Source organism: Stieleria magnilauensis, from assembly GCA_007753675.1.
GTDB lineage: Bacteria > Planctomycetota > Planctomycetia > Pirellulales > Pirellulaceae > Stieleria > Stieleria magnilauensis.
In genome coordinates, this window is the sequence record CP036432.1 from 5,147,749 (window position 1) to 5,160,120 (window position 12,372).

10 protein-coding genes and 1 pseudogene are annotated in these 12,372 nt (G+C 59.0%); 5 read left to right on the forward strand and 6 right to left on the reverse strand.

The window, feature by feature from the left end:
• Window positions 1–28 precede the first annotated feature (28 nt).
• The 4 genes and pseudogenes from TBK1r_RS38650 to TBK1r_RS18020 form a co-directional block, all read left to right on the forward strand.
• Window positions 29–675 (forward strand): annotated as a pseudogene (locus TBK1r_RS38650) (CNNM domain-containing protein); the annotation flags it as partial.
• Window positions 661–1,017, forward strand: a complete 357-nt coding sequence (locus TBK1r_RS38655) for a transporter associated domain-containing protein (RefSeq protein WP_419581572.1) — start codon at window positions 661–663, stop codon at window positions 1,015–1,017. The pseudogene TBK1r_RS38650 and the gene TBK1r_RS38655, both read left to right, overlap by 15 nt.
• A 163-nt stretch (window positions 1,018–1,180) precedes the next feature.
• Window positions 1,181–2,044 carry a 1-acyl-sn-glycerol-3-phosphate acyltransferase gene (locus tag TBK1r_RS18015; protein WP_145213490.1) on the forward strand — a complete coding sequence of 288 codons (864 nt, stop codon included), beginning with the start codon at window positions 1,181–1,183 and terminating at the stop codon, window positions 2,042–2,044.
• A 17-nt stretch (window positions 2,045–2,061) separates the two neighbouring features.
• On the forward strand, window positions 2,062–4,320 hold the full coding sequence (locus TBK1r_RS18020) for a TIGR00730 family Rossman fold protein (protein WP_145213493.1): 2,259 nt from the start codon (window positions 2,062–2,064) through the stop codon (window positions 4,318–4,320).
• Here the strand turns inward: TBK1r_RS18020 and TBK1r_RS18025 are convergent, their stop codons facing one another.
• The 5 genes from TBK1r_RS18025 to TBK1r_RS18045 all read right to left on the reverse strand — a co-directional run bounded on the left by TBK1r_RS18025 (window position 4,321) and on the right by TBK1r_RS18045 (window position 9,708).
• Window positions 4,321–5,382, reverse strand: a complete 1,062-nt coding sequence (locus TBK1r_RS18025) for a CNNM domain-containing protein (RefSeq protein WP_145213496.1) — start codon at window positions 5,380–5,382, stop codon at window positions 4,321–4,323.
• Window positions 5,383–5,517: 135 nt separating this feature from the next.
• Complete coding sequence (locus TBK1r_RS18030; protein WP_419581486.1) at window positions 5,518–6,531, reverse strand: twin-arginine translocation signal domain-containing protein; 1,014 nt, start codon at window positions 6,529–6,531, stop codon at window positions 5,518–5,520.
• A gap of 30 nt (window positions 6,532–6,561) precedes the next feature.
• Complete coding sequence (locus TBK1r_RS18035; RefSeq protein WP_145213502.1) at window positions 6,562–7,152, reverse strand: hypothetical protein; 591 nt, start codon at window positions 7,150–7,152, stop codon at window positions 6,562–6,564.
• The gene (locus tag TBK1r_RS18040) at window positions 7,055–8,581 is read right to left on the reverse strand and encodes a PhnD/SsuA/transferrin family substrate-binding protein (protein ID WP_145213505.1); all 1,527 of its coding nucleotides are present in this window, start codon (window positions 8,579–8,581) and stop codon (window positions 7,055–7,057) included. Before TBK1r_RS18040 ends, TBK1r_RS18035 begins: the two co-directional genes overlap by 98 nt.
• Window positions 8,578–9,708 (reverse strand): NHL repeat-containing protein, encoded by a 1,131-nt coding sequence (locus tag TBK1r_RS18045; RefSeq protein ID WP_145213508.1) that lies wholly within the window; start codon window positions 9,706–9,708, stop codon window positions 8,578–8,580. Before TBK1r_RS18045 ends, TBK1r_RS18040 begins: the two co-directional genes overlap by 4 nt.
• A 293-nt stretch (window positions 9,709–10,001) precedes the next feature.
• On the opposite strand from TBK1r_RS18045, the gene TBK1r_RS18050 reads away from it, so the two are divergent.
• Window positions 10,002–11,426, forward strand: coding sequence for a TonB-dependent receptor (locus tag TBK1r_RS18050; RefSeq protein WP_145213510.1), 1,425 nt, complete (start codon window positions 10,002–10,004; stop codon window positions 11,424–11,426).
• A gap of 43 nt (window positions 11,427–11,469) precedes the next feature.
• Here the strand turns inward: TBK1r_RS18050 and TBK1r_RS18055 are convergent, their stop codons facing one another.
• The gene (locus TBK1r_RS18055) at window positions 11,470–12,177 is read right to left on the reverse strand and encodes a hypothetical protein (RefSeq protein WP_145213513.1); all 708 of its coding nucleotides are present in this window, start codon (window positions 12,175–12,177) and stop codon (window positions 11,470–11,472) included.
• Window positions 12,178–12,372: the final 195 nt, after the last annotated feature.

Consider the following 12,372-nt stretch of genomic DNA (forward strand, 5'->3'; position numbering starts at 1 on the left):
GGATACCTCGCAGGTGTTCCAGACGGACATGTTGCTACGTTATCTGATTCAGGTGATCCTGCTGTTTGGTTCGGCGTTCTTCTCCGGTTCTGAGACGGCGCTGTTTTCTCTCTCCCACGTGGACTTTCAATACTTACGTCAAACGAGGCATCGACACGCCGAAAAACTGCAGGCACTGCTGGACGAACCGCGGCGTCTGATCGTGTCGATTCTGTGCGGAATCGATGGGGAGATCTGTATGCGTTTGTGTTCTTCACCCCGTTGCTGCTGATTCTCGGTGAGATCGTGCCCAAGAGTATCTATCAACAGGAATCCGACCGGATCGCGCCGATCGTCGTCTTTCCCCTCAGCGCGTTTGCGTGGATTTTTGCGCCGATCGTTTATCTGTTTTCGCGGATCGCACGGGGTGCCGCGTGGCTGGCCGGCGGCGGTGCGACGTCCCATCATTTGTTTATCACGCGCGACCAACTTCGCAGCGTCATTGAAATGGCCGATCGCGCCTCGGACACCACCGCAAAACCGCTTTCACAGCTCATCCAGCCGGCCCATTATGTCTCGCCCCACGACCCGCTCGAAGAAGTCCTGCCGACGTTGCGGGATCGCGAGGACAAAATGGCGATCGTCGTCGACGAATACGGATCGACGATCGGCATGATCGCGATGGAAGATCTCGTCGAGGCGGTCGTCGGAGACATCGATGTCGGAGACATCGATGTCGGAAACGGAGGCGCGGAACCGTCGTCACGACAAGCCCGCAGGTGTCAAAAACTGTCCGAAGATTCCTATCTGATGGACGGCCGACTCACTATTCACGAAGCGAACGATGTGTTGGGACTGAACCTGCCCGCCACTGAATTTCACACCGTCGGCGGCATGTTGGTCGCTCGGTTGCATCATCTCGCCAAACCAGGCGAGTCCGTCGTCGAAGGCGGCTACCGTTTCACCGTCGAAGAAGCATCAGAAACTTCCGTTCGAAGCGTCAAGGTCACGCGGGAATCGTTTGGCGAAGCAGACTAGTGCTTTGTCACAACTTAATCTTCGGGTGGCTCGTTTGATCGGAAACGGGGTCAGGAACCAAAAACCAAATGGCTTAAAGGGTGCTTTGCATTTTTGATTCCTGATCCCCCTTTCCGCAGACAATCCTAAAAACTAGCTGTGACAAAGCACCAGAAGAGCTGACATGTATGAATCCAATCAAGAACCGCTGCCCGAGGGTGACGCGGCAGAAGTCTTTGCCAGCCAACTCGCCGACTTGCAACGTCAAGCGAGTGCACATGACCACGAGGAGCTGACTCCCGACAACGTGGTTCGCTGGGGCAATCAGAATCGCCCCCTGGTTGCCGGGCTGTGTCGCCGGTTGCTGTTGCCCGGCAGCAAAATCACCGGGCTCTCCAACTTTCGCCAATTGGTCCGACACGCCAAGGACGGACACGGATGTCTGCTCTGTCTCAACCACCGTTCCAACCTGGATGTCCCCACCTTCGATACACTGCTGACCGATCACGGCCAGGCCGATCTTTTTGATTCGGTGATCTGGGTCGCCGGTCGAACGTTGGAAGAAGACACCGGGGTGACCCGGATGTTGGTGCAGTGTTTCAATCGCGTGATCGTGACGCCCCACCGTTGGTTCCACAGCGGTCGCAACGATGCCCAGATTCATGAAGCCCGACTCATCAATATCGCGGCCGAACGCGCCATTTCACGGTTGCGCCACGAGGGGTGGGTCTGTGCTCTGTTTCCTTCCGGCACTCGGATCCGGCCGGATGACGAAACCACGAAACAGGCCATCGCCGAGACCGACAGCTACCTGCGTCTGTTCGACTATCTGCTGCTCTGCAACATCGATGGCTGCACGTTGCCGGTCTCGCGCGATCGAGATTTTGCCCACGAAATCCCCAAACTCGATCGCGTCGTGTTCACGTTCGGATCGGTCCACCGCGTCCAGCAGTGGCGTGCCGAGATGGCTGAGCGGTTCCCCGATGAAGACCAACGCACGGCGTCGGCCCTGGCCATCCGTGAAGAAATCGAAGCACTTGCCCCGTGACAAAACCCCATCAAACCATGAAGATCACATTCCTGGGCGCCAACCGTAATGTCACCGGATCGCGCTACTGTCTGGAAGTCGGCCAGCAACGCATCCTGATTGACTGTGGGATGGTGCAGGAACGCGACTACGCAGCGCGAAACTGGGAACCGTGCCCCGTCGACGCGTCGAGCATCGCTGCGTTGGTCGTCACGCACGCGCACCTGGACCACATCGGGTTGATTCCCAAGTTCGTGGCCGACGGTTTTGACGGCAAAATTTACGCGACCAGGCCGACGGTCGCGCTGGCCGAGGTGATGCTCAGAGACGCGGCAAAAATCCTGGCCGAAGACGTCAAGTACAAACGTCGGCGTCATCGCGAAGAAGGCCGCAAGGGGCCGCATCCCGCCGTGCCGTTGTATACCGACAAGGATGTCGACAACTCCCTGCACCTGTTCCGCGGCGTCGGCTATCGCACCCCGACCGAAATCGTCCCCGGAGTCACGGTCACCTGGCATGACGCCGGACACATCCTCGGCTCCGCTTCACTCGAAGTCACGATCAGTGAGTCCGGCCGAGAACGAACGCTGATCTTCTCCGGTGATCTTGGTCAGCACGACACACCGTTGATTCACGACCCGACTTACTTTCGACAGGCCGACTATGTCGTCATGGAATCGACCTACGGCGACCGTGACCACGAACACCACGGCGATGTCGAAGACCAACTCGCTACGATCGTCGGCGAAACCATCGGTCGAGGCGGGAACCTGGTGATTCCCGTGTTCGCGGTCGAACGGGCCCAGGAAATGATGCACTACTTCGGGCGTTTGGTTCATCACAATCGGATCCCCAAGGTGCCCATCTTTCTGGACAGCCCGATGGCGTCGGACGTCACGGACATCTTTCGACGATTCACGAGTTGGCTGGATCAGGAAACACGCCGCGCGATCGAGGCCGACCAGGCGCCGCTGCAGTTCCCGGGGCTGACCTTGACACGCACCGTCGATGAGTCAAAGTCGATCAACCACGTCAAACAACCTTGCATCATCATGGCCCCTGCCGGCATGTGCAACGCCGGGCGGATCAAGCATCACCTGCGAAACAACCTGCGCCGCCCCGAATCGACACTCCTGTTCGTCGGTTTCCAAGCCAATGGAACGCTCGGCCGGCGGATCCTCGATGGAGAGAAATGCGTTCGGATCCACGGCCGCGAGTATCACGTCGAGGCACACGTCGCGCAGCTGTTTGGATTCTCGGGACACGCCGACCGGACCGGGTTGCTCAACTGGCTGGGGAACTTCGAACAATCGCCCCGCAAGCTGTTCTTGACCCATGGCGAAGAAGACGTCGCCCTGGCGTTACAAGAAACGGTGCGCAAGCGTTTCGCGTTTGACGTGTCCGTCCCCGAGTACGCGTCCGAAGTGCTTCTCGACGACGACGGCCCCAGTCTGGTGGAACCGGGCCGAGAGATCGCGATCAACGTCCGTCGCCCCGTTGCGAAAGAATCGGAACCGCAAAGAATCGCCCCCGTCGCAACGTCCGATCTTGATGCCTCGCGTCAGACAACTGAAGCTTCGCCGCCGATTGAAAGTCCGCAACACGATCCCGATCGAGAGTTTCTCGACAGCAGCGTGCGTCGGCCCATCAGTTTCTTGCACGAGGATCCCTGGCGCGTCTTGCGAATTCAAAGCGACTTGATCCAGGGAATCGAAACGATGACCCGCGCGCTCGATGGGCGCCGTCGAGCGGTGACCGTTTTCGGCAGCGCCCGTCTGCCGGAGAGTGATCCCTCCTACCAATTCGCCCGGCGGACGACTCAACGACTCGGCCAGCGAGGGTTTGGCATCATCACCGGCGGCGGCCCGGGAATCATGGAAGCGGCCAACCGCGGCGCGCGTGAAGCCGGCAGTTTGTCGATCGGGCTGAATATTGAATTGCCGCGCGAGCAATCGCTGAATCCCTATTGTGACGCGTCCTACACCTGCCGCTATTTCTTCGTCCGCAAAATGATGTTCGCCAAGTACGCGCGTGGCTTCGTGATCTTCCCGGGCGGCTTCGGCACGTTCGATGAATTCTTTGAATCGTTGACATTGATTCAAACCGAAAAACTAGCCCACTTTCCGGTCGTCTTGGCCGGAACACAGTTCTGGCAACCCATGGTCCAGTGGCTACAACAGTCGGTTCAAGAAGCGGGCTGTATCGACGAGCATGACATCCGACGATTTCGTGTCATGGATGACGCCGACGAAATCGCCGAGTGGCTCGATGCGGTCATCGACGGCAGCGAACCGTAATCACGACGGGTTGCCACGGTCGCCATTGGACTGGCGCTGTTCCCGTTGCCGCGCCAGCTCCTGCATGTCGACAACGACGTCCACCTCGTCAACGATTTCCTCTCCGATCAAAGACTCCATTACGTCTTCCAGGGTCACGACCCCCACGACGGTGCCGGACTCGTTCACGACGCCAAACAGATGCGACCGTTTGCTCACAAACGACTTCAACAGGACGTGCCCCGGCGTGTTCATGGGCACCCGGTGCAGCGGTTTGGCCAGTGACCCCAGGGTGCGATCGAATTCATCGCGGGCCAGATGCGCCAGCACGTCGCGTCGCAACACCACTCCGCTCCAAACGTCATCGTCTTTGGGATCGGTCACCGGTACGCGGGCGTTGGTCCATCGGATCCGTCCGGCAGCCATCTCTTGACTTATTTCTTGCAGCGTGGTGTCGGCCGGGAATCGTCTGACCACCGATCGCGGCGTCATGATTTCTGCGGCGGTCACCTCGTTCAGCTTCAAAACCTGCTGAACCAATTCGGCTTCGATCGGCAAGATACTCCCTTCTTCGGCACTCATGCGGGCCATCTGGCCGACTTCCTCTTCGGGTGCCGCGAACACGGGACCGGAAGGTTTCACGACGTCGGCCAACTTATGGATGACCCACACCAGCGGGAACAATGCATGCACGGCAATGGTCAACGGCATCGCGACCAGCACCGCAATCCGATCGCTGTACGCGACGCCCAGGATCTTGGGAATGATCTCCGAGAAAAACAGAACGCCGAGGGTAAACACGGCGGAGAACCAAAGAATGAACGACTGACCGAGCACAACTTCCGCCTGCGCCCCGGCGAGTGCCGCGCCAGCCGTATTGGCCACCGTGTTGATGATCAGGATCGCCGAAATCGGCCGCTCCATGTTCTGCTTCATGCGATCGAGCACTTGACCGGCGGCGCTGCCCGATTCGCTGAGCGACCGCACATACGACGGCCGCACCGCGTACAGTGCTGCTTCGGTCACCGAACAGAGCGCCGAAACAACCAGAACACACAAGACCGATACAATCAAAAGTGTCATTTGACAGCCTTTTAGGATTCGCCTAATCAACGAGCGCTAAATAAGTGGGATAGGCTTCCAGCCTGTCGACGCTGGAATGACGAGTCTGGGAGCCTATCCCACTCGTAAGATCTGACACTTATTCTCCGTTCGTTGCTAGCCGAGTCGATAGAGAATCAATTCCCGCGCCGCGGCGTGCAGAACCCAAAGATGGTTGTCGCTGGACAACGCCAAATCAATCCCACCAACCCCGCACTTCAAATCCGGGTCTTCTCGATCCAAGACAGCCGGTGCCTCGATTGATTCCGGTCCGGCGAGCTGTTGAAGGAATCGGCCGTTGGAATCGAATCGTTTGATTCGCACTTGACCGGCTTCGGCCGTGACCCAGCTACCGTCGGCGAGCCGGACGGTGGCCATCGGATTGCAACAACCTTGAAATCCATCGATCTGACGAGAACGTTTTCCCCAGACGCCAAGCCGCGTGCCACGCTGGTCGACCATCAGCACACGGTGACGAGCGGGATCCGTGATCGCCAGCCCGCCACGCGAGGAAGGTGCGATGCGTCCCGCTGCATGGATGGGGCTGTCGACGTTTTCCACACCACGCCACTGGCGTTCTGCCGAATCGAGGTCCAGTTGCAGCAGACGCGACGCCGCCACGTCGGTCGCCATCAAGCGATTGCCTTGCTTGACGATGTCGCCGACCAAACAGCCCACACCGAGCGACGGCAGGGGTTGTGAATCGCCGGAAGGAAAATCAAACCGAATCACGCGGTCCCTGACACCGACAAACAGATCTTGTCGATCCACGCACAGGCACCTGACCGGGCGCGGAAACTGGGACTGCCACAACAGATTGCCGTCAGGATCGACTCGTTGCACGGAATTGCCGGTCGCGACAAAAACCGTCTGATCGGCCGCGGCGGCGATGCGCCGCGGCGACAGAGCCAGCAGCGGTATCCGTTTCACTTCACGCGGCGTCGGCTGGACCATCCCGACCGCCCCACCTCTCTCGGCCGCCCCGTCCATTCCGACCGCCCCGTCCATTCCGACCGCCCCGTCCATCCCGACCGCTCTGTCCGCTCCAACGACGGCCAATGCGGTTGCGCCACAGGCGGACCCCTTCAGGAATCCGCGACGACTGTCGTCATACTTCGTCGTTCGGTTCATGGTCGTCTCTCGCATACATCAAGGTTCACGTTAAGGAATTTCAATACAGATCAATTCGAATTGGCTGCGCAAGTACAAACGATCGCCCACGATCGCTGGATGCGACATGCTTTCGGGGTGCTCGCCTTGCATCGGCCGCCACTGGGAAACGATCGTCAACCCGTCGGCGGTTGCGTCGAGCAGCAAGAGATCACATTCGGATCCCCACAACAGCACGCGTCGGTTGCCAGCGATCAAGCAGGTGTGATCGTAAAACCGCTCATCGGCTTCGCTCCACAACGTTTCCAGCTGATTGGTGCCGTCGATGCAGAACAATTCTCCATACGCCGTACAGAAGACACGCGACTGGTCCTCCAACTCGACAACCACCGGTGTGCAGGTGTCGGGAGCGCAATCCAAGTTGTGCCAAACCGGTTGCGGGTCGATCTGTCCATCGTCTTTGAACTGATACCACCGCATCGCATTGTTTTCGGTCGCCAGCAAAACACCGTCTTGAAAGGGAACCGGCGTTCCGACATGGAAGTCACTCTTTTCCGGCGGAATCAGTTCCCACAGACGTCGCCAGGTCCCATCCGCCCAGTCCCGGCGAATCGTAGCCGATGATTTGTTTGCGTCCGCCAAACGATCCGTAAATAAACGGCGCGTAAGCCGGCGCGTGTCCTTTCGTTTTCCAAAGCGTGGCGCCGGATTCCAAACTCAACGCCGCCAGCGACGCATCCGCGCTGCCGGGCGCGACCACCACCCGATCACCGACGACCAGTGGCGGCACACTGAAGCCCCACGTCGGAACCTCGCCGCCGAAATCGGCCACCAAATCGCGTGTCCAAATCGGTCGTCCCGTCGCCAGTTCGACGCACATCAGCTTTCCGAATGCACTTTGCAGCAACACCCGATCTGCAACGATCACCGGCGTCGCGCGAGGCGCGTTGGTGTACTCCATCCGGGCGTCGGCATGATGCCGGACTTCCCAGACCGACTTGCCCGTTGCGGCGTCGAAGGCGCGAAACAGGTCTTGTTGAAAATCAGCCGACTTGTCGGCAACCACCACCCAGCGTTCGGTCGCAGAGATGCCCGCCATCGCCGGGCCGGTCACTTTTGTTCGCCAAAGGACCTTGGGCTGATCGTCCAACGACGCCGGTAGCTCCGCGAACTGGCCCGTCCGGTCTGGCCCACGCCAATCCGTCCACCCACGGCCGCCTCGACCTGAATCCGCTCCGGACGTCACGGGAACGAACCCACCCTGCGACTCCAAAGCATCGTTGATCGCCGGATCAGCGGCGGCCGATGCGATGGCCGAGTTCAGTGATTCTTGCACCGATGACGGAAGGTTCGCAGCAAAGAAGAACTGCACACCGCGACAGGGTCGGGTTTCAGCAATCGTCTTGGTCGCGTTCTTTTCCAGCTTGCCACAGGCCTCCAACAGTGGCGGTAAGTAGTCGGTGACTACGACCGCGTCGACTTCTTGGTCGGCAAAGGCATAGACCGCTGATTCGAGACTGTCATGACCGATCAAGGAGGCGTCGATCTGGCGGGACCGAAATAATTCTTTCGACAGCGCGTGGCATTCGGCATGTTCGGGCGATCCGATCGCGACCTTCTTGCCGGCCAGTTGCAGCACCGAGTCGATCGCACTGTTTTTTGTGACCAACAACACGCCGCGAATTTCCGTCGCGCCGTGACGATCTGTTAAATCGCAAGACGCTTGCAACTCAACCCCGGTCGCCTCGGCGTCGCCGAGCACGACGGATCGTTTTCCAACGACCAGATCAATGCTCGGCAAACCACGACGCTTGGCCAACTGCAAACTTTCCTCATAAACGAGATTGATCTTCCGGCCGATCGCAGCCTCCAAGTGCTCGACCAACGGTTCATAACGCCGCTGCCCGATTCCATCGACACACGCACACGAAAGCGGCAGTGACAACGGGTCCATCACAACCAGATTCAGCATGGACTTGGCGTCGGAGTCGGCCTGCTGCCCCCAGGTCGCTCCCGCGCAACAAACGACCAGGATGGCAACGGATCGAAGGACGACACGGATGGCTTTCATGACTCGATCCGCTGGAGAACACGAATCAGATTCGCCCTGACGTCCATCACATAAATCCGATTGCCATCGGCCGACACTTCGACGGGGATGTAGCAACTGGCCGCGGCGATGCGACTGCCGCGATCGAACTTCGTCGTGTCGACGTATCCGATCAACTGCTTGAACGTTCCATCGGAGTGAAACTCTTTGACGCGTCCGATTCCGGATTCGGCAGTCACCAGGCGGCCGTCGATCAGATCAAAATTGACAGGATTGCAGCAGGCGCCAAACCCTTCGATGCCCGTCCGATCTCGCTGACCCCAGCGTCCCAGCAATTCGCCATCGAACGAAAAACGGTTGACGCGATGGCGCGAGTTTTCGGCGACCAACAAGGCGTCACCGTCGATCGCCAGGTCGATGTGGGAACAACAACCGAATTGTCGCTCCACGATCATCGTCGGATTTTTTAGATCCCTGGTCAGCCGGACGATGTCCTCGGTCGCACGCAGGCTGCGTCCGCTGCCGATGGCGACGAACAAGTATTGATCATTGACCGCGATGCCGCTGATGTGCGTGTCAGCGTTGGTGTTGGGGATCACGTCGACGATCTTGACTTTCTCGACCAGTTTTCCGTCACGGTCGATTTTGGCGATCAGGTACTCACCGCCCAGATAGATCGAGCCATCATCGGTTCCACAAATCTGCAGCGGAACGACGTTCTCGATCTCGATTTTCCGCAGTTCGGTGCCGTCGCCATCGAGCACTCGGATTTCACGCCGCTCGGACCAGTAATCCCAAAACGTGGGGTCATCGGTCGCCGGCGGATCACCTTCGGCGGTCGGCTTTTTCACCAGCCAGGTGACCGCGGCCAGCAACTCACCGGCCTGGTTCATCGCCATCGTCTCCAACCGGCCCTCGGTGCCGATTTCCAGCTTGATCGATTCGACCTCGCGGTGTGTCGGCTGCTCGCGGTGTGTCGGCTGCTCGCTGGCAGTCGGCTGCTCGCTGGCAGTCGGCTGCTCGCTGGCAGTCGGCTGCTCGCCGTCCGTGGGCTGCTCGCCGTCGTCAGCGGCCAGCCCAGCCGAACTCGCGATCAGCAGCAAGACCGGCAATGCCGATCGGATCAGACGTCGGGTCCGCTGAATCATGGGCAATCAAACGATCGAGAAAAGGGAAACGGGCGCAGCGGTTCAGGCGGGCCGTGCCATCCCATTGAAACAGATTTGGGCGGCGTCGGTATCGAACAAACCGCCGTGCGAAGGCGAGAATTGGCGAGATCGATCGTCCGCAACGGGATACCTCTGATGGACCGCGGCCCTTAAACACGCCCTAACGGTCAACCATCGACCAACGTGAACGCCCGCCCCAAACACGCGACTTGCATCCATTAGACTGCCGATGTTGAAACGGCTTTGCTCCCTTCCGCTGACCCGAAGATTCCATGCCCAGCACTTATCCCATCAGGACCTCGGTCGAAACCCTGAGCACTCGCCAAAAGGCACTCGACGTGAATCTCGATACGCGTCGCTATGGAACGTTTGCCGAAATCGGAGCCGGCCAGGAAGTGGTGCGATGGTTCTTTCGCGTCGGTGCGGCTGCCGGAACGATCGCCAAAAGCATCTCGGCATACGACATGAAGGTCAGCGATGCGATCTATGGGCGCGCGTCGCGGTATGTCTGTCGCGAGCGATTGCAAGCGATGTTGGACTACGAACACGCCTTGAATCTGGATCGGCTGCGTGAAACTCGCGGCGACACCACGGCGTTCTTTGCCTTTGCCGATACCGTCTCGGCACGAAATTTCCACGGCACCAATCAATGCCACGGCTGGATGGGCATCAAATTCCAGGCACACCCGCGTGACGAAGACAGCCAGATCATCATCCACGTGCGGATGTTGGACAACGAAGCATCGCTACAGCAGGAGGCGTTGGGGATTGTCGGTGTGAATCTGGTCTACGGCGCCGCGGCACTCAACCATGAACCCGAATTGCTGGTCGATTCCCTGCTGGACGGATTGACGACCTCTCGGATCGAGATCGACATGATCGAGTTTTCCGGGATCGCGTTTCGACACGTCGACAACCGCCTGATGAGTCTGAAACTGGTCGAATTGGGGCTCAGCGGTGCGGCGATGTTTGCCGCCAACGGCGAGGTGTTGCAACCGTCTGAATTTTTCTATCGCAAAGCAATCCTGGTCGAACGGGGCAGCTTTCGACCGGTGTGCAACGTCAACCTGGACATGCTGCGATGCGCCCACGAAAAGTTCTCCGAAATGCCCAGCGTGCAAGGCAAGGAAATCACGCAGGTGATGGAAATCACTATGAACAACTTGAAGTCCTCCGGCGAAATCGACCTCCGCGATTTCCTCGCCCGGGCCGATGTCATCGCCGCCTGCGGCATGCCGGTCTTGATCTCCGACTATTTCCAGTACTACCGCTTGGCCGCGTACCTGTGCGGTTACACCAAGGAACCGATCGCGATCACGATGGGTGCGGCAAGCATGAAGGACTTGTTTGATGAAAAGTACTACACCAAGCTGCAGGGCGGCGTGCTCGAATCGTTCGGCAGACTGTTCAAGAATGACTTAAAAATCTTCTGCTACCCGATGGAAAACCGCGAGACCGGCGAACTGTTGACGTCCGAGAATTTTAAAACAAAACCCGAACTGCAACAGTTGTACGACTACATTCGTCATCGCGGCGACATCATCAACCTGGACAACTTCGATCCGTCCTGCTTGAAAGTCTTCTCACGCGATGTGCTGGAACTGATCAAGAAAGGCGATTCCGAATGGGAAACCAAGGTGCCGCTGCCGGTTGCGGAAGTGATCAAATCCAAGGCCTATTTCGGGCTGCCGACCTAGCCGGACGTGATGCACCGCATCACCGACCAACCCCATCCCCGATTCACTCCGATTCGGGCTCGGTCTCACCATCGCCCGGGGTTGCTTCGGCTTCGGTCGCTGTGTTTTCTTCTTTCACCGCGGCGGGCTGAGGCTCGATCGCTTTTTCCTCGTTCTGGCGACGCTCTTCTTCACGCTCCTTCTTTTCTTGGGCGAGCGCCTCTTGGGCGGCCTTCAGTTGGCGGTTGGCCGCTTGGGCGCGTTGTTTCAGATTCGCGTTTTGTTCTTGGGCTTGTTCGAGTTGCGCTTTGGCTTCGGCCGCTGCCTGACTGGCGGCTTTCTCGGCCTTTGCGGCAGCCTGTTTCGCCTTTGCAGCAGCCTCTTTGACCTCTGCCAACTCTTTCGTCACCGCGTCGGCACGCTTGGTTTGCTCGGCCAACTGGGCCGCTTGTTCGTCCAGCTCGGCTTGCAGCTTTTCGGCCAACTGCTCGGACGCAGCGAGCGCCTCATCTTTTTCGGCCGCTTGGGTTTTCATCTCTTCCAGCTGTTCACGCAGCGCGACCAGCTCGGTGGTCAGCATGATGTTGAGTTCGCTGGGTTGATCGACGTGAGACGACGTCCCGCAGGCAGCTGGGGCACACGCCGACTTGCAGGGTCGCCGCAGCAGACGGGCGAGCGGACCGCCACAATCGGCGGCGGCACAATGCGTCACCGCACAATCGGTCACGAGCAGTGCCATCAGGGTGAACGTTGCGGTCAGGGTGGTTTTCATCGTCTTGGCTTGATCGGGGGGGGATAGGGGTGGGATGGCCGGCGACGTTCCGACGCGGGACACCCCTATCCTAATCACGAATCTCAGATGTAAAGACGGGACGTGAAAGAAGCCCCAACGGACTGAGATCGCCCCCGCGACAAACTGTCGTCGAGGCCTCCGCGAGAAACCAACGTGGGATCGGTTTTCAGTCGG

What these genes read in the sequence shown, in the direction of transcription:
- TBK1r_RS18045 (WP_145213508.1), bottom strand. Translation starts at nt 9,708, where the DNA reads ATGATTCAGCGGACCCGACGTCTGATCCGATCGGCATTGCCGGTCTTG.
- TBK1r_RS18030 (WP_419581486.1), bottom strand. Translation starts at nt 6,531, where the DNA reads ATGAACCGAACGACGAAGTATGACGACAGTCGTCGCGGATTCCTGAAG.
- TBK1r_RS18015 (WP_145213490.1), top strand. Translation starts at nt 1,181, where the DNA reads ATGTATGAATCCAATCAAGAACCGCTGCCCGAGGGTGACGCGGCAGAA.
- TBK1r_RS18020 (WP_145213493.1), top strand. Translation starts at nt 2,062, where the DNA reads ATGAAGATCACATTCCTGGGCGCCAACCGTAATGTCACCGGATCGCGC.
- TBK1r_RS18040 (WP_145213505.1), bottom strand. Translation starts at nt 8,581, where the DNA reads ATGAAAGCCATCCGTGTCGTCCTTCGATCCGTTGCCATCCTGGTCGTT.
- TBK1r_RS18025 (WP_145213496.1), bottom strand. Translation starts at nt 5,382, where the DNA reads ATGACACTTTTGATTGTATCGGTCTTGTGTGTTCTGGTTGTTTCGGCG.
- TBK1r_RS38655 (WP_419581572.1), top strand. Translation starts at nt 661, where the DNA reads ATGGAAGATCTCGTCGAGGCGGTCGTCGGAGACATCGATGTCGGAGAC.
- TBK1r_RS18055 (WP_145213513.1), bottom strand. Translation starts at nt 12,177, where the DNA reads ATGAAAACCACCCTGACCGCAACGTTCACCCTGATGGCACTGCTCGTG.
- TBK1r_RS18050 (WP_145213510.1), top strand. Translation starts at nt 10,002, where the DNA reads ATGCCCAGCACTTATCCCATCAGGACCTCGGTCGAAACCCTGAGCACT.